Origin of the sequence: Sphingobacterium thermophilum, assembly GCF_039541675.1 — a bacterium.
Classification (GTDB): Bacteria; Bacteroidota; Bacteroidia; order Sphingobacteriales; family Sphingobacteriaceae; genus Sphingobacterium; species Sphingobacterium thermophilum.
On the sequence record NZ_BAABGR010000044.1, the window covers coordinates 26,139 to 48,179 of the forward strand.

General features: G+C 39.1%; 17 protein-coding genes. 13 read left to right on the forward strand and 4 right to left on the reverse strand.

The features are described from left to right. The first annotated feature begins 2 nt into the window (after positions 1 to 2). The 5 genes from ABD873_RS13455 to ABD873_RS13475 all read left to right on the forward strand — a co-directional run bounded on the left by ABD873_RS13455 (position 3) and on the right by ABD873_RS13475 (position 6,133). Positions 3 to 1,436 (forward strand): RagB/SusD family nutrient uptake outer membrane protein, encoded by a 1,434-nt coding sequence (locus ABD873_RS13455; RefSeq protein ID WP_345069143.1) that lies wholly within the window; start codon positions 3 to 5, stop codon positions 1,434 to 1,436. A 6-nt stretch (positions 1,437 to 1,442) separates the two neighbouring features. Next, on the forward strand, positions 1,443 to 2,192 hold the full coding sequence (locus ABD873_RS13460) for a DUF4843 domain-containing protein (RefSeq protein ID WP_345069145.1): 750 nt from the start codon (positions 1,443 to 1,445) through the stop codon (positions 2,190 to 2,192). An 18-nt stretch (positions 2,193 to 2,210) separates the two neighbouring features. Continuing rightward, positions 2,211 to 3,776, forward strand: a complete 1,566-nt coding sequence (locus tag ABD873_RS13465) for a PKD-like family lipoprotein (protein WP_345069147.1) — start codon at positions 2,211 to 2,213, stop codon at positions 3,774 to 3,776. A 23-nt stretch (positions 3,777 to 3,799) separates the two neighbouring features. Continuing rightward, the gene (locus ABD873_RS13470) at positions 3,800 to 4,945 is read left to right on the forward strand and encodes a redoxin domain-containing protein (RefSeq protein ID WP_345069149.1); all 1,146 of its coding nucleotides are present in this window, start codon (positions 3,800 to 3,802) and stop codon (positions 4,943 to 4,945) included. 147 nt (positions 4,946 to 5,092) lie between these two features. After that, on the forward strand, positions 5,093 to 6,133 hold the full coding sequence (locus tag ABD873_RS13475; RefSeq protein WP_345069151.1) for an Atu2307/SP_0267 family LLM class monooxygenase: 1,041 nt from the start codon (positions 5,093 to 5,095) through the stop codon (positions 6,131 to 6,133). 44 nt (positions 6,134 to 6,177) lie between these two features. Here the strand turns inward: ABD873_RS13475 and ABD873_RS13480 are convergent, their stop codons facing one another. After that, complete coding sequence (locus ABD873_RS13480; protein ID WP_345069153.1) at positions 6,178 to 6,831, reverse strand: hypothetical protein; 654 nt, start codon at positions 6,829 to 6,831, stop codon at positions 6,178 to 6,180. A gap of 120 nt (positions 6,832 to 6,951) precedes the next feature. Between ABD873_RS13480 and apaG the strand changes: the two genes are divergently transcribed. The 5 genes from apaG to ABD873_RS13505 all read left to right on the forward strand — a co-directional run bounded on the left by apaG (position 6,952) and on the right by ABD873_RS13505 (position 13,561). Next, positions 6,952 to 7,338 (forward strand): Co2+/Mg2+ efflux protein ApaG, encoded by a 387-nt coding sequence (gene apaG / locus ABD873_RS13485; RefSeq protein WP_345069155.1) that lies wholly within the window; start codon positions 6,952 to 6,954, stop codon positions 7,336 to 7,338. 77 nt (positions 7,339 to 7,415) lie between these two features. Next, positions 7,416 to 8,078: an NAD-dependent epimerase/dehydratase family protein gene (locus ABD873_RS13490; protein WP_039054431.1), complete on the forward strand. Its 663-nt coding sequence runs from the start codon at positions 7,416 to 7,418 to the stop codon at positions 8,076 to 8,078. Beyond that, the gene (locus tag ABD873_RS13495) at positions 8,075 to 9,943 is read left to right on the forward strand and encodes an ABC-F family ATP-binding cassette domain-containing protein (protein ID WP_345069159.1); all 1,869 of its coding nucleotides are present in this window, start codon (positions 8,075 to 8,077) and stop codon (positions 9,941 to 9,943) included. The genes ABD873_RS13490 and ABD873_RS13495 overlap by 4 nt, the downstream gene beginning before the upstream one ends. 62 nt (positions 9,944 to 10,005) lie before the next feature. Next, a complete protein-coding gene (mnmG, locus tag ABD873_RS13500; protein ID WP_345069161.1) occupies positions 10,006 to 11,865 on the forward strand; it encodes a tRNA uridine-5-carboxymethylaminomethyl(34) synthesis enzyme MnmG in 1,860 nt (619 codons plus the stop codon). Between the two features lie 136 nt (positions 11,866 to 12,001). Continuing rightward, a complete protein-coding gene (locus tag ABD873_RS13505; protein ID WP_345069163.1) occupies positions 12,002 to 13,561 on the forward strand; it encodes an Ig-like domain-containing domain in 1,560 nt (519 codons plus the stop codon). A 2-nt stretch (positions 13,562 to 13,563) separates the two neighbouring features. Here ABD873_RS13505 and ABD873_RS13510 read toward each other — a convergent pair whose 3' ends face one another. Next, positions 13,564 to 14,079 (reverse strand): gamma carbonic anhydrase family protein, encoded by a 516-nt coding sequence (locus tag ABD873_RS13510; RefSeq protein WP_039052894.1) that lies wholly within the window; start codon positions 14,077 to 14,079, stop codon positions 13,564 to 13,566. 3 nt (positions 14,080 to 14,082) lie between these two features. Beyond that, a complete protein-coding gene (gene nadB / locus ABD873_RS13515; protein WP_345069165.1) occupies positions 14,083 to 15,675 on the reverse strand; it encodes an L-aspartate oxidase in 1,593 nt (530 codons plus the stop codon). 476 nt (positions 15,676 to 16,151) lie between these two features. On the opposite strand from nadB, the gene nadA reads away from it, so the two are divergent. From nadA to ABD873_RS13530, 3 genes are all read left to right on the forward strand, one after another. Continuing rightward, entirely contained in the window at positions 16,152 to 17,150 is a 999-nt protein-coding gene (gene nadA, locus ABD873_RS13520) for a quinolinate synthase NadA (protein WP_345069167.1), read from the forward strand. A gap of 124 nt (positions 17,151 to 17,274) precedes the next feature. Continuing rightward, positions 17,275 to 18,321, forward strand: coding sequence for a thiamine-phosphate kinase (gene thiL, locus ABD873_RS13525; protein WP_345069169.1), 1,047 nt, complete (start codon positions 17,275 to 17,277; stop codon positions 18,319 to 18,321). 120 nt (positions 18,322 to 18,441) lie between these two features. Beyond that, positions 18,442 to 20,358 (forward strand): acetoacetate--CoA ligase, encoded by a 1,917-nt coding sequence (locus tag ABD873_RS13530; RefSeq protein ID WP_345069171.1) that lies wholly within the window; start codon positions 18,442 to 18,444, stop codon positions 20,356 to 20,358. Between the two features lie 4 nt (positions 20,359 to 20,362). Here ABD873_RS13530 and ABD873_RS13535 read toward each other — a convergent pair whose 3' ends face one another. Beyond that, the gene (locus tag ABD873_RS13535; protein WP_345069173.1) at positions 20,363 to 21,970 is read right to left on the reverse strand and encodes an acyl-CoA carboxylase subunit beta; all 1,608 of its coding nucleotides are present in this window, start codon (positions 21,968 to 21,970) and stop codon (positions 20,363 to 20,365) included. Between the last annotated feature and the right edge of the window lie 71 nt (positions 21,971 to 22,041).

Sequence of the window (22,041 nt, forward strand, 5' to 3'; positions counted from 1 at the left end):
TCATGATAAAGCATAAATTTCTATATATACTATTAGCAGCAGGCCTTCTACTCAACACCAGTTGTGAGAAATGGCTGGACGTGCAGCCTAAATCGCAGGTAAAGGTGGATGAGCTCTTCGAAACGGAAGCCGGTTTCAAAGAAGCGCTAGCCGGAGTCTATACTATCCTTACTGACAAAGCTCTCTATGGAAGAGAACTTACCTACGGTATGATGGGGGTCTTGTCCCACGAATGGACAAGCTACTCCACTACTTACAAAGATGATGGCGAATATAATTATCAATCATCTTTAACTAAGGCTCGCGTGGACGCTATATGGAACAATATGTACAAAGCTATCTCCAATGCCAACATGATTTTGGAGAATATTGATTCCAAAAATGTATTCACCGGAGACAACAAAGCTATCATCAAAGGAGAAGCTTTGGCTTTGCGTGCTTTTGCGCATTTTGACTTGCTGCGCTGTTTCGGAGTTAACTATATTACAAACCCTAACCAAAAAGCTATTCCTTACGTCGAGCAATACACCTCCAAACAGACCAAGCAATATACAGTAGATGAAGTTTTGGGCAAGATTATTACGGATCTCCAACAAGCGGAAGAGCTGCTCAAAGTTGACCCTATCTTTACAGGCAGAACAGTAACCGAAGTTGAAGACCGCGGCTATTTGATAAACAGACAACTGCACTTGAATTATTATGCCGTCAAAGCGCTGATGGCTAGAGTATATCTATACAAAGGAGATTACCAAAATGCCAAAGCGGCAGCCCTAAGTGTAGTTAACAGCAACAAATTTACTTTCTCCACACAAAAGAACATTGCTGATAAGGTAGATTTATCGGGAGCTCCTGAGCACATTTTCGCCCTTCAGATTAACACTCTGCATCAGGATGCCATTACTCACCTTACACAGAGTGGCTCCGGCCCTATCTTTTCTTTAGGCGCATCAACCGCAGAAGCTTATTTCGGAGCGCAGTTTACCAACGACTACAGATATATGTATCTACTGGCTGACGGCACACAGGCCAACGCCACACAAAAGTACACGCTGAAGTTCTCGGAGCCTGCGACGAACAACTCTATCAGCTATCCCGAATATTACCGTCAAAAGATGCCTATCATAAAACTGGCAGAGATGTACTTCATACTCGCCGAATGTGCCGAACACGAAAACACGGATCCATTGCAATATATGAATAAAGAGCTTACAGCTCGCGGCCTCACGGGATTAACGAGCTATGCCGATTTCCGATCGCTGATGACCAACGAATTCCGAAAAGAATTCTTGGCTGAAGGACAGCTGTTTTACTACTTCAAACGCACCAACCAAGAACATATTCCAAACTATTCGGAAAATATGGTTGCCACAAAAAACTATACTTTCCCTATACCGGACTCGGAATACGAATTTGCTGATCGTGAACCTAACAAATAAGAAAATATGAGATCGATATACATATATTTAGTCGCAATAATAGCTTTATCCGGCTGTAAAAAGAATGAGGATTTTCTTTTTGATCCGAACGTTAAAGAAATAAATCTATGGTTTGGCAATGCCAATGCGCCTTCCGATAGTACGTCGTACAACTTCGCTTATATTCTCAGCGGAAAAGACTCGGTAATGTTCAACTACAGACTGATGGGCTATCCGCTGGATAAAGACCTAGACTTTGAGCTGGAAGCTGTGGACGGCGACACCGACAAAGTACAATACGAATTTGGGAAATACACCATCAAAGCAGGGCAATACCAAGGTTCTTTCCCTATCTACTTTTTCAAGCCGGAAGGTTTTAGCGAGTTTACCGAAACACCGGGAAGGATAAGATTCCGCCTGAAAGAATCCAATGAGCTCAAAGCTGGGGTAAAAGAACTTAGCACCCTCAACATTAAGCTTCAAAACGGCTTAGTGATGCCAGAACATTGGAACACGCAAGTTCTTTATTACCTGCGCCTCAGCACCTATTTCGGTACATACAGCACCGTAAAACACACCTTGCTGATCCAAGTTAGCGGCAAGACCGTATTCCGAATCTATCAAAACCGTGCTGCTACCATCGACGATACGGAAGCGATGAGTATTGCCGAAGCTACAAACTATGCTAACATGTGTAAAAAGATCCTTCTGGAATATAAAGAACAGAACGGACATCCGCTTTTAGATGAAAATGGCATTGAAGTAACATTCCCATAACCTTCAAATTTTGAACGAATGAAAAGATTAACTCTCTATATAGCCTTGATATGGGTAAGCTTTGTCGCCCTTCAATCTTGTTATAAAGACAAAGGAAATTATACCTATACGGAATTGGATAAGGTACTGATAGATACCTCTAATCTGGGGATACAGGCGACCTATTCCTTAGATCGCTATGATACACTCACTATAGCACCCAAACTTTTTATTAATAACCAAGAAATCACGGATTTCGAAAGCATAAAAAGTCAATACTCTTTTACTTGGAGTATTTATCAGGCTGTAACGGGCGGAACCGTATATAGCAGGGATACGCTGTCGCACAACTTTATCCTTCGTGCTCCTATAAGCAAACCCGCAGGAACATGGAATCTCGTCCTAAGTGTTAAGAACAACCAAACACTGGTAGAAGCCTACCAAAAGTTTAGCGTAGAAGTCAATGAAGCTATATCTGATGGCTGGGCCGTATTGTATGAAAAAGAAGGACGTACGGACGTAGGACTTATCATAGATGAGAGAAGCAAACTAGGAGCAACAAAGACGAACATCTTCACGGATCTTATTAAATCTTCTAATGGGGAATCCCTAGAAGGTAAGCCTATAAGCTTCTTGCATTCAGCAACACCACTCAACAGTAGAGAGGTACTGGTCGCTTCACAAAAAGACCTTCAAGCTTATAACCATACCGACTTTGCTTCCCTCTTTCAGTTTCACAACTTGTTCTATAGCGTTCCGTCGATCAGAAATATCCAAGCTCTAAGCACCAACAACAACCGCAAAGAACTCATCATCAACAACAACGAAGTACATGTAGCTAACTTCACCTTGGGTAATGCTTTGGACCGTACGGTATACTTTGGTCCTTCATTGCTGGGAAATAACGGAGAATTGGCGTCCTGGCTTCCTACCTTCATCGCGCAAAGTTATGACGCAGTAGTATACGATGCCTCCAATAAAAAGTTCTTATACTCCGTAAGCAATTCAATGCGTCTAACAGAACTGCCGGAACAACTTCCTACGGCAGAATGGGATCCGAACAACGTGGGACTAGATTTAGTTGCCAGCGACTACGGTTTTCCAAACACCCCTCTGGCAAACGAGTACCTCATCATGAAAAATGCTTCCGAAACTTATCTGTTGACAGCAAATTTTGCTTCTCCGGTAGCCAATGCCATAGCCCAGAAAAAATACAATATGTCGACTTTACCGCAAGTAAGCAACATCTCAGCAATGGCAGCTTCCTCAACAGGTGCTTATATCCTTTACGGCGCAGAAAACAATCTCTATACTTTTAGATACCAAATCAACGAAGTAGAAAATGTATGGACGGCACCAGCAGGAGAAAAAATCACCTGTGTAAAATTTTTGAAGTTCTACCACACAGCCGTAGGTGCCGTAAAACTTACTCCTCTAGGTGTAAATGAATACATTTACGTAGCAACATACAATGAGTCGACAAAAGAAGGAAAAGTCTATAATCTAAAGATTAACATCACAAACGGGGTGGTAGACAAAACTTCACAAAAACAATATACCGGTTTCGGTAGAATTACTGATATGGGATACAAATGGAATTTATAATATTAAAATAACTACAGATCATCATGAAAAAAATAAAATTATTTGCCACTTTATTAAGTTTTCTTCCGTTGATGGGATTAGCGCAGGGAAAGAAGGTGTCTATTCAGGGAGAATTCAAAAATATTCAAGGAGATTACGATAAGCTCTACCTTTTCTATAAGTTTGATGGAAAGCAATTTATCGATAGTGCCAAATTAGAGAAAGGTAAATATCGCTTTGAATTTAATTTGGAAGAACCTAATGTGCTAGCACGTATCATCGTATTCAAAAGTGTGCCGGGAAGACCGGGTGCCGGTATCAGCAATCCCTCGAATACGGCAGCCGTATATATAGAACCAGGAAAAATTAAGTTGGTGAGTGATGGCACTTTCTCCAACATGAAGGTCGAAGGATCTAAAAGCCATTTTGAATACGAGAAATTAAATGCGTTGACAGCACCATACAACGAGCAGATGATGTCCTTATACCGCAAGGTACAAGACAAAAGCATTTCTGCCGAAGAGAAAAAACAGATTCACGAACAGGTGCTCAACACGCAGAAAGAGCAGAAAAATGTGTTCTTGAAATATATCGATGAAAATCCCGATTCACCGATGTTGTTTTATGCTTTGCAGCGCTACGCCGGAAACTCCAAAGAAGACATGATCAAAGTTTTGGAGCTATATAAGAAACTTCCTGCGGAACAACAAAATTCATCGGAAGGGATGGCTTTCTACAAACGTATTCAAGGACAGCTGGCCATCAGTATAGGCAGCATAGCTCCCGACTTTGCACAACATACTCCTGACGGCAAGCTGGTGGCGCTTTCTTCTACACGTGGCAAATACGTACTGCTAGACTTCTGGGCTAGCTGGTGCGGCCCTTGTCGTAAAGAAAATCCTCATGTGGTAAGCGCTTACAACAAATTCAAAGACAAAGGATTTACCGTATTCGGTGTGTCGTTAGATCGTGAATCACAAAGACAAGCTTGGATAAAAGCCATCAAAGATGATGGTTTAGACCAATGGACCAATGTATCCGACTTGAAATTCTGGAACAACGAAGCCGCGCTTCTATATGGGGTGACCGCCATCCCTCAGAATTTCCTCATAGACCCTTCGGGTAAAATTATAGCCAAAAACTTACGCGGCGAAGAGCTGCACAAAAAACTGGAAGAACTGCTCAAGTAAGTTTTCATATTCCAGATTATTTTTTAGCCTTAGCATTTTCGTGCTAAGGCTTTTCTTTTTTCTAAGAAGTATACTTTTTTCTTAATCTATATTAATAATTAACGAACTTCAGGGCTTTAACTTTGTTACAGAAAGGAAAACAAGATTATGTTTGAATTAGGAATAAGCATGTTTGGAGATTTGAGGGTTGATCCTACAACCGGAAAAATCCAATCTGCTCAACAAAGATTACAGGAAATCATTGAAGAAATCAAACTCATGGATGAAGTGGGTTTGGACTTTTTCGGCATAGGAGAGCATCATCGCGCAGATTATGCCGTAGCCTCTCCTGAGATAGTGTTGGCAGCAGCAGCCACCGTAACAAAAAACATAAAACTGGGATCGGCCGTATCGGTAATAAGCTCTGCAGATCCTGTAAAGCTGTATAAAGACTTCGCTACGGTAGATTTGATATCTGGTGGTCGTACCGAAATTATGGCCGGTAGAGGTTCCTTTATAGAATCTTTTCCTGTTTTTGGATACGATTTAAAAGACTATTCAGAACTTTTTGAGGAGAAACTGGACTTGTTACTGAAGCTGCGTAGCAATCCCGTAATCAACTGGACCGGAAAGTTCAGAAAGTCGCTGATAAATCAGGAAATATTTCCTCGAGCTACTGAAAACGGCCTACCAATATGGATAGCCGTGGGGGGAACCACCTCTTCGGTAATACGTGCCGGCAGATTAGGTCTTCCCGTGATGTTTGCCATCATCGGTGGAGCATGGGAACAGTTCAAACCTCTTTTCGAAGTGTACCGCCAAGCGTATGAAGATTACGGACATGATATAAGCAAATTTCAGGTAGGTGTTCATATGCATTCCTTCTTCGGTGATGACAGCCAAAGCATAGCCGATAGTTATTATCCTATTTATGCTGCACAGATGAACAGAATAGGTGCTTCCCGAGGCTGGCCTCCTTATCAACATACGCAATACGACTTTGGGCGCTCTTCCTTAGGACACCTAATCGTGGGCGCCCCTGAAGAAATGGTAGATAAAATCCTGAAAATCAAAGAAACTTTCGGTCTGACACGTTTTGCCGCCCATATGGATGTAGGAAGTCCTGCCCATAAGGATATGATGAAATCCATAGAAATATATGGAACAAAAATAGCTCCTAAAATAAGAGAAGCATTGAATAATGCTTAATCAGCCCTAAAATAAAGGACTTTGCAAAAGCAAAGTCCTTTATTTTAATTATTACCAAGATTTGAAAGGTTTAAATTGTTGGCTATACCCATCAATTCTTCATAGGTAAAACCATCACCTTCCAATTTGATGATAAATCGGTCTTTAAAAAGCCATTCTATTTCGGATTCTACGTTATTATCATCTTTCTTTTGCTTGATTACAGCTCTTCCGTCCTTGAAGTCCACTACTTTTTCAAAGCCCGTGTCGGTTTCCTTTTCACGATCCATTTTCAAAGCCATAAACACCATAGAAAACATAGCGCTTGCCGTCTCTCCTGCGCCATCTAATATTTCTAACTTCAGCTTCTTCCTTTCATCGACATCTTCATATTTGGCTTTGGCCGATTTAATATTCAAAACCGAAGCATCTCCGACAGCAAATTCCTTCCTTTTCAATCCTCCTAAACTTTCCGGCAGTACCGCTTTCAACACTTCATTGGATACCGGAGTTTGGGATTTCAGCTCCTCAATCACCTTCTCCATATCCTTTACTTTGTCTTCCAAGGAAGATAAATTTTTTACTCCTGCTGTTTCGGATACTTTATCTATAATACTAGGTTCCGAATCCTCAGCTTTGGTCTCCTTACTTCCTCCCGAACAGGAAAGAAGGCTTCCCATAGTAAGCCCGAGAATAATAAGTATACTTGTTCTTTTCATAATCCTTATAAGGTTAGGTGTTTTTCAATGCCTTATATTAAAAATAATATAATTTTTTCATATTCAGATGCTTGTCCGTTATGATTATTAACGTTTTGTTCTTAATTTTGATTAGGACATATGATAAAAGAAACTACTTGTGGCATAACCGTTTGGGTAGAATGTGAATATCAAGCCGAATATTCCAATCCTGCTAATATGCATTATATGTTTGCTTATCGTATTACGATAAAAAACGATTCGGATTATACCATACAACTTTTAAGCAGACATTGGGATATTTTCGATTCCTTGGGAGAATACAAATGTGTAGAAGGTGAAGGCGTTGTAGGTCAACAACCTATCCTCGCCCCTGGAGAATCGCATCAGTATGTTTCGGGATGCAACCTTAAGACAGAAATGGGCTACATGCAAGGCTATTATACTATGGTTCGACAGCTTGACGGGCAAGAATTCAGGGTGAAAATTCCTCGTTTCAACCTAATAGCCAAATTTAAGCTAAACTAATTTACATCTTCCTGTAAAGTATTTAGTTTTTCCACAATCTAAAAATATTATTTACGTATTTTTGTATTTGGATAGCTATGTCAGATACAAAATATACGGCTTTAATTCTAGGAGCAACAGGTCTTGTCGGCAGTAATGTTTTGGATTTATTATTGAAAGATAATAAATACGGGCGCATATATACTGTATCCAGACGAAAGATAGCTATAGAACACGACAAGCTTATACAGATTATTTCTGAGATAGACGACATTGAAAAACATATAAAAAATATTAACATCACCCATATCTTCAGCTGTGTTGGAAGTACGGCAGCAAAAACGCCAAATCAGACGGACTATTACAAAATTGACTTGGAATATCCTTTGAAGGTAGCTACAACATTGAAAGATACGTGTAAGGTTTTTAGTCTAGTCAGCAGTATTGGAGCAAATCCTTCTTCCAAAAACTTTTATTTAAAACTTAAAGGAGAAGTAGAAGAAGCTATTCAATCTGTAGGAATAGAAACCGTTCATATCTTCCGTCCTTCACTCCTATTGGGAGATAGAAAAGAATTTAGATTAGCTGAAAAAATAGCCCAGATCTTATCTCCGATAATAAATTTATTGTTATTCGGTAAATACAAAGATTATAGAAGCATACGTGCACGTGATGTAGCTTCAGCAATGGTAAATATGGCCGCAGGCGATAAGAAAGGGATACACATTTACCAAACATCACACATAAAAGAAGTAGCGTGAGTATAATTAGTACAGAACAATTAGGTCATTCTTTCAATGACCGCTGGTTATTTAAAGACCTACATTTCGGCCTTCAAAAAGGCGACAGGGTTGCTCTTGTCGGTATCAACGGAACCGGAAAGTCTACTCTACTCAAATTATTGGCTGAAGAATTTCCTCCACAAGAAGGTAGGGTAGTAAAAGAAAGAGGGATACGTACAGGCTATTTACCTCAAGAGCCAGACTTCACAGGGATAAGTACCATCAATGATTTTATCTACTCCAGCGAAAATGAGCAACAACAGCTTATAAAAGAGTACGAACAATTACTGGAATCCAAAAATATTGACACAAAAAAGCTGGAACAACTTACCGATAAAATAACAGCTTTAGACGCTTGGGAATATGAACAAAATATAAAAACTATCCTAAGCCGTCTTCAGATTACAAATTTTGATCAACAGATAAGCACGCTTTCGGGTGGTCAAAAGAAAAGGTTAGCGCTAGCGAAGCTGCTTATTGACGAACCGGACGTTTATATTCTCGATGAGCCTACCAACCATCTCGATATAGAAACTATTGAATGGTTAGAAAAGCTGTTGACTACAGGTAGCAAGACCGTCCTACTCGTTTCTCACGACCGCTATTTCTTGGACAACATATGCACGCAAATCCGGGAGCTAGACAAAGGCAAGCTTTATACCTATAATGGTAACTATGCCTATTTTCTGGAGAAAAAAGCCGAGCGTGAGTATAATGACATTCTTGCTGCAGAGAAAGCACGCAACCTCTTACGAAAAGAATTGGAATGGATGCGTCGTCAACCTCAGGCGCGCGGCACAAAGGCTAAAGCCAGAATAGATGCCTTTTACGATCTGGAAGAAAAGTCTAAAGGTCCCCGAGCGCAAGACAAGGTTCAGCTGAGTGTAAAAGTATCACGCCAGGGATCAAAAATTCTTGAAGTACACAATATAACTAAAAGATTTAACGAAAAAACGGTTATAGAAAACTTTTCCTATGTTTTCAAAAAAGGTGATCGCATAGGATTATCGGGAAGAAATGGTTCTGGAAAAAGTACTTTTCTAAACCTCATAACAAACACCCTTCCTCCTGATGAAGGGTATGTCGTAATTGGCGAAACCACAAAATTCGGGTATTATAAACAAGGAGGACTAGACTTCAAAGAAGATGAAAAGGTGATCGATATTGTAAAATCCGTAGCCGACTATATCCAGATGGCAAACGGAGACATTATTACAGCATCACAGCTCCTCACCTTATTTCTCTTTCCTCCCGAAAAGCAACACGGTCTGGTTAAAAAACTAAGTGGTGGAGAAAAGAAAAGACTTCAGCTTATGCGCGTGCTGATGGCAAATCCAAATTTCCTTATACTGGATGAGCCTTCAAACGACTTGGATATAGATACACTAAATGTGTTAGAAGACTTCCTTCTATCCTATTCTGGGGTTTTGATTTTAGTCTCACACGACAGATATCTTATAGACAAACTCACCGACCAACTTTTCATTTTTGATGGATCAGGAAAAGTAATCATCTATAATGGAAATTATGCAGACTATAAATTTGAGGTCGAGCAAAAACTAAAAGAACAAAAAGAAGCTGAAAGAAAAACAAAAGAATCCAAAAACAAACAAGAGACACAATCAAGCACAAAAAAGAAACTCTCCTACAAAGAACAAAGGGAGTTTAATGAGTTAGAAAATAAAATTAGTGAATTAGAAAATTTAATAAAAGAAAAAACTGAAGAATTAAACTCAACAACAGATCATATCCTTCTAGCAAATCTAGCAAAAGACATCGAAGCATTGCAGGAGGAGTTAGAAGAAAAATCAGAACGTTGGTTAGAATTAGCAGAATATATTTAAAAAAGTTTCACGTGAAACCCGATTAAAAAAATAAAGTTTCACGTGGAACAGCAGATAAGGATATGTTTGAAAAATATAATATTATTGTAGTAGGTGCGGGACATGCAGGCTGTGAAGCTGCAGCTGCCGCTGCGAACTTAGGATCTTCTGTGCTACTCATAACTATGAATATGGGTGTGATTGCACAGATGAGCTGCAACCCTGCTATCGGTGGTGTAGCCAAAGGACAGATAGTTCGCGAAATAGATGCTATGGGTGGATATACCGGAATTATAGCCGACAAATCCACTTTACAATTCCGTATGCTGAACCGTTCTAAAGGTCCAGCGATGTGGAGTCCACGTACACAAAATGATAGAATGCGTTTTGCAGAAGAGTGGAGACTTCAACTAGAAGCCATACCTAATCTGGATATCTGGCAAGATACGGTAAAGGAAGTAATCGTAGAAGGTAATACGGCTAAAGGTGTAGTGACATCTTTAGGAATACGTATAGAGTCAGATGCTGTAGTATTAACGAACGGAACTTTCCTCAACGGCATTATACATATAGGGGAAAAAAGATTTGGTGGCGGACGTACTGGTGAGAAAGCAGCTACAGGTTTAACTGAACAACTCGTATCCTTAGGCTTTGAATCCGGAAGAATGAAAACAGGAACTCCTCCACGCGTAGACGGCAGAAGCCTCAACTATGCTGTGATGGAAGAGCAATGGGGAGACGAAGAGCGTGGGAAATTTTCCTATACAAATGTCGAAAGTCCGAAAGAACAGCGTTGTTGTTGGATTACCTACACCAATAATGAAGTTCATGAAGTATTAAAGACGGGCTTTGACAAATCTCCCATGTTCACCGGACGTATAAAAGGATTAGGTCCTCGTTATTGTCCTTCCATAGAAGATAAAATCAATCGTTTTGCAGAAAGAGACAGACATCAAATCTTTGTAGAACCAGAAGGTTTCAAAACGGTAGAAATATATGTTAACGGATTTTCTACTTCACTGCCGGAGGATGTACAACTAAAAGCATTGCGTTTAATACCAGGATTTGAGAATGCAAAAATGTACAGACCTGGATATGCTATAGAATACGACTACTTCCCTCCTGTCCAGCTGGACCTAACCTTAGAAACTTTCCGTGTAAAAAATCTATTCTTCGCAGGACAGATTAACGGAACTACTGGTTATGAAGAAGCCGCTGCACAGGGATTCATTGCCGGGGTAAATGCACATCAGAAAATAAACGATCAACACGAACTAATACTCAAACGTTCGGAGTCATATATAGGCGTACTTATCGATGATTTGGTGACCAAAGGTACCGAAGAACCTTATCGTATGTTTACCTCCCGTGCAGAACATAGATTACTTCTACGTCAGGACAATGCTGATGTACGCCTCACTCCTATTGCTCATAAACTAGGATTGGTTTCCGATGAACGATTAGAAAAAGTAAATAAAAAAGTAAAAGATTCCGAAGAGTTAGTTCAATATCTCAAAGAACGTTCTATTGAACCAAATAGCATGAACCCTATCCTAAGCGAAGTGGGATCAAGTGAGCTATCGCAAAAAACAAGAATGTACAATATCCTCACAAGACCACATATCAATATAGAACACCTAGCTAAAGCAGATCAAGAGTTCAAAGCATATATCTCAAAATATGATAAAGAAACATTAGAGCAAGCTGAAATAAAAGTGAAGTACGATAGCTATTTCGAAAAAGAAATGGAAATCGTCAATAAAATGAAGAAGATGGAAGAAAAAGAAATCAATCCTGACTTCGATTATACCAAACTTACTTCACTCTCTATAGAGGCTAGGGAAAAATTGATTAAAATAAAACCAAGAACCTTAGGACAAGCATCCAGAATCTCAGGTGTGTCCCCAGCCGATATAAGCGTTCTTATGGTTCATATGAGTTAAAACACATATATTAGCGATATAAGAAATTGTTATGATGAAATACTGGAAACAATCGAAAACATCCTTTAGTTTAACAAACAACTTAATAGCTATATTACTCTTTCTTATATCGCTATTTTGCATTCGCTGTGCCAATATGCAAGCTCCTACAGGAGGACCAAAAGATAGCATTCCTCCCAAATTATTGAATGTTTCTGTACCGAACCTGACGCGAAATTTTGATCATAAAGAAGTAGTATTCGAATTTGATGAATATATTAAGCTTAACAACCATTATAAGGAATTCAGTATTTCTCCAGATGTAGAGAAACAACCGGATTATAAAATCAAAAAGAAAAAACTCATTATTACGCTTCCAGATTCCTTAGAAAAAAATACTACTTATACCATTAACTTTGGTAATGGTTTGGTTGATTTCAACGAAAGTAATCCCTTTAAAAATTATACATATGTCTTTTCAACAGGACCCGAATTGGATTCTTTAACCATTTCTGGAAAAGTATCTAATGCCTTTACCAAAGAATTTGATCCGAAAGAAGATCTCTCTGTACGTGTTCTGCTCATTCCTACCAGACAAGATAGCATCTTCGGCAAGAAAAAAGCCAATATATTTACAGGTGTAGATAGTTCAGGTAATTTCAAATTTCAAAATTTACGTGCGGATACATATCGGATTTATGCTATCAAGGAAGAAAATAATGACAGAATTTACAATCATCCGCATGAATTAATAGGTTTCTACGCATTAGATACGATTCGCTTGGATAAAAATATTGAGAACATTTATATAGAATACGCAAAAGGAAAACCTAAAGAATTCAAGATTCAGGATAGGAAAATCCAAAAGGACAGCCGTATTACGCTTAGCTTCAATCAACCATTGGACTCCCCTGCAGTGCGGATTATAGACCCGGAAGAACTCAACGAAAAAGCTTATGTTAAGTTTAGTGAATTAAAGGATTCCGTAAATATCATGCTGGAAAAGCTGGAGTTTGATTCCATCAAGTTAGTAATTTCAGATTATAATAAGGATTTGGATACAACACTAATCCGTCGTTCTAAAAATGAAAAATACGACAGAGAACTTATTCCTCAACTGAATATTACCAATAAGGTAAACAAAGTAGAACATATTACCATAACCAGTACCTTCCCTATTGAAAGCATAGATAAAAACAAGATTATACTCAAAGAGGATACTTTGTCCAGAAGAAATTTCCAGCTACAGAAAGATACGCTAAAAGATAATCTCTATCATATACGTTTCAACTGGAAACCTAAAAAGTCATACGAATTAACCATTCAAGAGAGCGCTATAAAATCTATATTTGGCGATACTAATAAAGAGTTTAAAGCTGCATTTGCTTACGATGAAGCGGAAAATTTCGGCGATATGATTTTCAAAATAAACGGGTTGGATTCCAATGTTTATTATATTGCTGAAATCATTGATGAGAAAAAAACGAAGGTTTATGACAGAAAAATCCTGTACAACAGTAATACACTTCATTACACTAAATTCCCGGGAGGAAAGTATTTACTCCGAATAATTAAAGATATAAACGGCAACGGACGCTGGGATGGTGTAGACGTATACAATAAAATACAACCAGAACCTATCTGGTATCTCGATAAACCATTCGTTATACGCTCAAACTGGGAACAAAACGAAACGATTACACCAAAATTTGAATAATGCTATTTTTCCGTAAACCAGCTAGAATATAACACATAATTGTGTGGAAGATTTTTCAATAAAGCCATTTGCTCTTCTGTAAGTGGCTTTATTTTTTTTGCCGGCACACCGGCATAAAGATATCCACTCTCGCATATCGTATTTTCCAGTACTACAGCTCCAGCAGCAATAATAACATTGGACTGAATAACAGCTCTATCCATGACTATTGCTCCCATGCCTATAAGTACATAATCTTCTATTATACAGCCATGTACTATAGCATTATGGCCTATATTGACATAATTACCTATATCAGTACCGTTTTTCTGATAAGTACCATGAATGGTAACATTATCCTGGATATTTGTATAATTACCTATTCTAATATAATTCACATCCCCTCGCACTACAGCATTAAACCAGATAGAACAATGTTGTCCGATGGTTACATCGCCAACAATAGTACAATTCGGAGCAACAAAAGTATTCTCTCCGATAAATGGATATGCTTCCTTTACAGGTAATATAGTAGCCATACGCTATAAAATTGTGTCAGTTAAAATGTCTGCGTGATTTGGATAATCCGTAGTGTAATGAAGTCCCCTACTTTCTTTACGACTCATAGCCGACTTCACGACCAAATAAGCTACTTGAATTACATTACGTAACTCACACAGCTTCACCGAAAGTTTGGTATTTTTATAGAAAGATTCAGTTTCTTCGTATAATAGGCCCAATCGGCGCATAGCACGCTCTAAACGGAAATCCGAACGCACAATGCCTACATAATCCGACATAACCTTTTGAGTCTCACGAAGATTATGCGTCACCAAGATATCTTCGTTCATCAATTGAGTATTAGAATCATCCCAATCCGGAATATTCTCTTGATAACTTATAGAACCGATCTTACTGCTGGCATCTAAGAAAATACGGTGCGCATAGACAGCAGCTTCCAATAAAGAATTGGAAGCCAGACGGTTAGCGCCATGCAGCCCTGTGGAAGAACATTCGCCGCATGCATATAGATTTTTGATGCTGCTAGCACCATACTCATTTACCATGATTCCACCACACAAATAATGCGCTGCAGGAGTAACCGGAATGTAATCTTTGGTCATATCCAAACCTATGGAAAGGCATTTCTCATAAATGTTAGGGAAATGAGCCAACAATTCTTCCTTACTCCGATGGGTAATATCCAGATAAACATAATCTAATCCAGACTTTTTCATTTCCGTATCTATCGCGCGGGCTACAATATCTCTAGGTGCTAACGATCCACGTGGATCGTATTCCTCCATAAAAGATTCACCATTCGCACGACGAAGTATGCCACCATATCCTCTGACAGCTTCGGAAATCAAAAAAGCAGGATACTCACTGGGATTATACAGAGACGTGGGATGGAACTGAATAAATTCCATATTACGCACTTTTCCTTTAGCCCTGTAAACCATGGCAATGCCATCTCCCGTAGCGATAGTAGGATTTGTTGTGCTAGAATATACATGTCCAGCTCCTCCTGTTGCCATCAACGTTATTTTGGAAAGAATTTTTTCCACCTGGTGCGTATGAGTGTTCAAGGCATAAGCTCCATAACACTCTATATCCGTCGATTTTTTGTCTACATGCTTTCCCAGATGATGTTGCGTGATGATATCAACAGCAAAATAATGTGTTAAAATCTCTATATTAGGATTTTCATGAACTTTGGCTAACAAGGCACGCTCGATTTCATATCCCGTGATATCCTTATAATGTAGAATTCTATGAGCAGAGTGTCCTCCCTCTTTTGCCAAATCATATTCCCCGGACTCTTCTCTGTCGAAAGAAGTGCCATAAGCTATCAACTCAGCGATACGGTCTGGTCCCTCTTTGATGACGTTTTCCACAATTTGTGGATTACACAATCCATCACCCGCAATCAGGGTATCTTGGATATGATTTTCGAAGCTATCTGCCTGATCTGTAACTACTGCAACACCTCCCTGCGCATATTTTGTGTTGGATTCATCCTCGTTGGATTTTGTAATTATTAACACTTTACCAACACTAGCAGCCTTTAAAGCAAAACTTAAACCCGCAATTCCAGAACCAACAACCAAAAAATCAACTTTTCTTTCCAACATATAACCTGTCGATGCTTAAAAATTGAAACAAATTAACAAATAATGTGGAAAACATGTAAACAAAACGTGAATTAAATTTTAAAACTATTTTTTATTCCACATCCCTCCAAATTTTCACACATATGGCGACCCATTTTCCGTAAAAATCCATATAGAAATTCACATTTTACACGCAGAATTTTTTTCACAAAAAAATATGGAAAATGAAATTCGTCAAATCTAACATCTTTGAAAATCAAGCTAAAAACGGCAATTCGCTGTGGAAAACTTGTGGATAAAGAAGAAATAACTAAAAAATAAAATTTAAAATCATTCATTTTTCCCCATTTTCCACACCTTAACAAACAATAAGATTCCTTTTTATAAAAAAGATTGTTGTTTATTGAAAACAGGGAATGTGGATTTCGTTTGAATTTCTTTGTTTACTTTTGTGTTGTTGATTAGTCAAAGTGATTAACCAAATTACTGAAGAGATAATGAATATTACATTTGAAAGAGATTTAGAAGCGAAAGGTTTTATTGATGTGCCGGTTGACCCTAGTTTGGATCTGGTACAGGAAATCCTTCGATTGAAAAAGGAAAAAAACGCGGTCATTCTGGCGCATTATTACCAGGACGCTGAAATTCAAGATTTAGCAGATTATATAGGGGATAGTTTGGGGCTTTCTCAGCAGGCTGCAAAGACGGATGCCGATGTGATTGTCTTTGCCGGTGTGCATTTCATGGCTGAAACCGCAAAAATCCTTTCTCCGGAGAAAAAAGTTTTGCTTCCCGATCTTAAGGCGGGATGTTCATTGTCGGATTCATGTCCTCCACACCTATTTGCAAAATTCAAAGAGCAATATCCGGATCATTTGGTAATCACCTATGTAAACTGTACTGCGGAGCTTAAAGCTCTATCCGATATAGTATGTACTTCTAGTAATGCGGTGCAAATCGTCGAATCACTTCCGGCTGATCAAAAAATTATTTTCGGACCGGATCGCAATCTTGGCGATTATGTAAAGAAAAAGACAGGCAGAGATTTGGTATTGTGGAACGGTGCGTGCATGGTTCACGAGATTTTTTCACGTGAAAAAATAGAAAAATTACGCGCCGAATATCCGGGAGCTAAATTCATCGCCCATCCCGAATGTGAAGAACATATTTTGGCGGAAGCAGATTACATTGGCTCTACTTCAGGCATGCTCAAATTTACTATTGAAGATCAGGCTTCTACTTACATTGTTGCTACAGAGTCGGGAATTATCCATCAGATGCAGAAGGCAAGTCCGCACAAAACCTTTATTCCGGCACCACCGAACAATGCTTGTGCATGTAATGACTGTCCGCACATGAAGCTCAATACGTTGGAAAAACTCTACAACTGTATGAAATACGAACTTCCTGAAATTATACTTCCGGAAGATGTTATACATCGGGCTCAAAAACCTATTGAAAGAATGTTGGAAATTTCAGCAAAATTAGGTTTATAATGTGTTTCACATGAAAACCATTTTTGTTATGCAATATTCATAATAGGGCAATTTTTAGATTGCCCTATTTTATTCTGCAAGCCTTTGCAATATTTATATGTATCTTTGCTGGTAAATAAATTATATGTTTGATAACGTTAATAAAACAGATATTAAGGAGTTAGGTGAATTTGGTCTTATAAAGCACCTTACACAGGCGGTAGAATTGAGCCAGGAAAGCACCAAAAAAGGTATTGGTGATGATGCTGCCGTGCTGGACTTTTCGGGCAAACGTACGTTGATATCAACTGACTTGCTGCTCGAAAATATTCACTTCGATTTGCGCTATACTCCCCTTAAACATCTGGGTTACAAGGCAGTACAAGTAAATCTTTCGGATATTTATGCGATGAACGGCATAGCTTCGCAGATAACTTTTTCTATAGGCCTTTCTTCCAAATTCCCGTTGGAAGCGGTTGAAGAACTCTATGCCGGTGCTTTGATAGCCTGTAAAAAATATGGTGTAGACCTTGTTGGAGGTGATACATCGGCATCAGTGCAAGGCTTAATTATCTCCGTAACTAGTATAGGATATGCCGATGAAGACAAAATTGTCTATCGCTCAGGAGCACAAAAAGGCGATCTCCTCTGTGTATCAGGTGATTTGGGAGGTGCCTATGTAGGACTTCAGCTTCTAGAAAGAGAGAAAAGAATCTTTTTGGAAAATCCTAATATTCAGCCGGATCTGGAAGGAAAGGATTATATCGTCGAGCGTCAGCTAAAACCGGAAGCACGTAAAGATATCGTAGAACTCCTTAGAGAATTGGATGTAAAACCTACTTCCATGATCGACGTATCTGACGGTCTTGCTTCGGAAATCTTACATATCTGTGAAGCATCGAATGTGGGATGTAAGCTGTATGAGGAGAAAATTCCTATTGATCCGATGACATATGATACGGCTCGCGAATTTGGATTGGATCCTACTGTATGTGCGCTGAGTGGTGGTGAAGATTATGAGTTGCTATTTACCGTACCACAGTCGGATTATGACAAAATCAAAGGTCATCCCGACATTACTGTAATTGGCTATATTACAGAACCTTCTGAAGGGAAAGATATGATTTCGAAATCAGGAAAAGTACACCAGCTCAAAGCTCAAGGCTGGAATGCTTTTATCCAAAATAAATAAGTAATTTCTCAAAATATTAAAAAAGCCTGACATTGTAGGCCAGGCTTTTTTGCTTATCTAAGAAGCATTTCATTTTCAGGCTGCTTTTTGTATATTTAGTTTAGACCAATCTATAAACTTATGGCAGCCTTATGGACTCCTTCAAAACAATATGCTGAAAGCTCCACTTTATATGCTTTTCAAAAGTTTGTAGAACAAAGATATTCGGTTCACTTTGCTGATTATCAAGGATTTCATGCATGGTCTATAGAACATATCGAATCTTTTTGGGAAGCTATTTTACATTTTTTCAATATCTCCTACTCCGGAACATACAATAAGGTTTTATCTTGGAATGCTAATGAGAAAGATTTTATCGGAGTAAGATGGTTTGAGGGTATAGAACTTTCGTATGCTGAACATATTTTTAAATCTTTTGATGCGAATAGCATAGCCATAAAATTCTGTTCTGAATACGAAGCATATAAGGAAATTACCTGGCAAGAGCTCGAAAGCAAGGTAAGTATGATACAGCAATTTCTAATGGATAGAGGTATCCGGAAGGGAGACCGAGTAGTAGGTGTACTGAATAACAGGGTAGACACGGTGGCTATTTTTTTAGCAGTAAACAGTTTAGGAGCTATCTGGTCGTGCTGCTCTCCCGATTTTGGGGATAGAGCTCTTGCCGAGCGTTTTGAACAGATAGAGCCTAAACTTCTTTTTATAGAAACCTCCTACCAGTATAACGACAAGATTTTCTCCAAAAGGGATACTTTGGAGATGTTGAAAAACAGCTTGAAAACATTACAAGAGGTTGTAGATCTTAACGATAGCATGTGGAATTCCTCTATAGAGAATTATACGCCGCAACCTCTAACGTTTGTAAGAGTTCCATTTGCACATCCCATCTGGATATTGTATTCTTCCGGCACTACGGGAAAACCTAAAGCTATTACCCATAGTACAGGAGGTAATTTGCTGGAACATTATAAAGCTTTGGCTATACACCAAAATGTTCAAAAGGGTGAGAATTTCATTTGGTATACTACCACGGGATGGATGATGTGGAATTATGCTTTATCTTCTTTGCTGTGTAGTGCTACATTGTGTATGTTTGATGGTATTATAAATCATAATGGACACAGAACTTTTTGGGATTTTCTAAAGCGAGCAAAGGTGCATCATCTCGGAGCAGGTGCCGTCTATTTTACCTCTATAGAGCATTTGGAAATAAAGGATTACCAACCTAAAGTCATAGGCTCAACAGGGTCACCTCTACCTGCTTCTACTTTTGAAGCGTTACAAGCTAAATTTCCGGATGTACATATTATATCCTTAAGTGGAGGCACGGACGTTTGTTCTGCTTTTCTTTCAGGAAATTCTATGCTACCAGTATTTGCTGGACAGCTTCAATGTAAAACCTTGGGTGCCGACATTGCCGCTTATAATGAAGAAGGACATTCCGTAGAAAACGAAGTAGGTGAACTTGTAATACGGAAACCTATGCCTTCCATGCCCGTTTACTTTTGGAATGACGAAGAAAATAAAAAGTATAGAGAAAGCTATTTTGATAAGTTTCCTCATGTATGGGCACATGGAGATTGGATAAAGATCATATCCGGGGAAGGAATTATTATCTACGGACGTTCAGATGCTACATTGAATCGTGGAGGCGTACGCATTGGTACAGCTGAAATTTATAATGGGGTACATTCTTTGAAAGAGGTGAAAGATGCTTTGGTCATTACCGTGGATAAGGTTGATGGCAGTTCGAAGATGGTGCTTTTCGTACAGCCCGAGAAGGATGTTTTGTTGGATGAGAAGCTTACAGTACAGATAAAAAATACATTACGTACACAATATAGTCCACGCCATGTGCCGGATCTTATCTTTCAGGTACATGATATACCTTATACGCTTAGTGGCAAAAAACTGGAACTTCCGGTAAAAAAGATATTTTCCGGAAAATCTTTAGAAAGTTCCGTATCACGAGATATCATGCGCAATCCAGATAGTATAGCCGAATATTTTAAGATTTATAAAGAAAAGTTTTTATAGGCTGTTACGTCTGGATTACGCCAACGTTATATCTTGGAATATCGGGGTTATGGTTGGCTGCTTCTATCCCCATGGAGATTATTTTTCGGGTCTCCTTAGGGTCTATTACGCCATCTACCCACAGTCTCGCTGCCGCATAGTAGGGACTTAGCTGTTCGTTGTATTGCTTTTCTATATTTTCTAGCAAAGCTTTTTTATCCTCTTCGGAAAGGGAAACACCTTTGGCTTTAAGTGCTGCTTCCTGAATTTGGAGAAGCGTTTTTCCGGCAGAGGCGCCACTCATCACAGCGATCTGTGCAGTAGGCCAGGCGTATATGAGTCTAGGGTCGTATGCTTTGCCACACATAGCATAGTTGCCGGCACCATAGCTATTTCCCACGATGAAAGTGAATTTAGGAACTACAGAATTGGCCATGGCATTTACCATCTTAGCTCCATCTTTAATGATGCCCCCATGTTCGGAACGTGAACCTACCATGAAACCCGTAACATCCTGAAAGAATACCAGAGGAATTTTTTGTTGGTTGCAGTTCATGATAAAACGGGCGGCTTTATCTGCAGAATCTGAATAAATAACGCCTCCCATTTGCATCTCTTGCGTACCTCCCGGCTTTTTGGCTTTTACGATTTCTCTTTGATTGGCTACAATGCCTACTGCCCATCCATCGATACGTGCCAAGGCACAGATAAGCGTCTTGCCATAATCTTTTTTGTATTCTTCAAGAGAATCTGCATCCACGATAGCTTCCAGGATTTTACGCATGTCGTAAGGTTTAAGCCTGTCTATAGGCAAGGTGTTGTATAGTGATTCTATATCTACTTTAGGCTTACGAGAATCTATTCTCGAAAATCCGGCCGTAGCAGAACTTCCCATTTTGTCTATGATATTTTTTATGGCATCTAGGCAGCTTTCATCATTTGGATATTTGTTGTCTACGACACCCGAAATTTCGGTATGTGTGATTGCACCTCCCAAAGTTTCGTTGTCTATCTGCTCGCCTATAGAAGAACGTACGAGATATGAACCCGCCAAAAATACAGAGCCTGTGCCTTCCACGATTAAGGCGTAATCCGACATAATAGGAAGATAGGCACCTCCGGCTACGCAAGAGCCCATGATGGCAGCAATCTGTGGTATTCCCATGGACGACATCTTGGCATTATTACGAAAGATTCTACCAAAATGTTCTTTATCCGGAAATATTTCATCCTGCATAGGCAGATAAACACCGGCAGAATCCACCAGATAAATGATAGGAATTTTGTTTTCCATGGCTATCTCTTGTGCACGGAGGGTTTTCTTTCCTGTGATAGGAAACCAAGCTCCAGCCTTCACCGTGGCATCATTGGATACAATAATGCATAATCTACCTTTGACATATCCCATAACGACCACTACCCCACCGTTGGGACATCCTCCATGTTCGCTATACATTCCATCTCCAGCGAAAATACCTATTTCTGTGTAGGGCTTACCCTCATCCAAAAGATATACAACCCGTTCCCAGGCCGTCATTTTTCCCTTTTCTTTGTGCTTCTCAATTTTATCTAGCCCTCCGCCGATAAGAAGTTTTTCGTATTTCGATTTTAATATTGTCAGTAAGGATCGCATATAATTATTATATAATTGGTCTTTCAAACTTTCCTAATATTCTTTAAATTATAAATACAGTAAAACAAAAT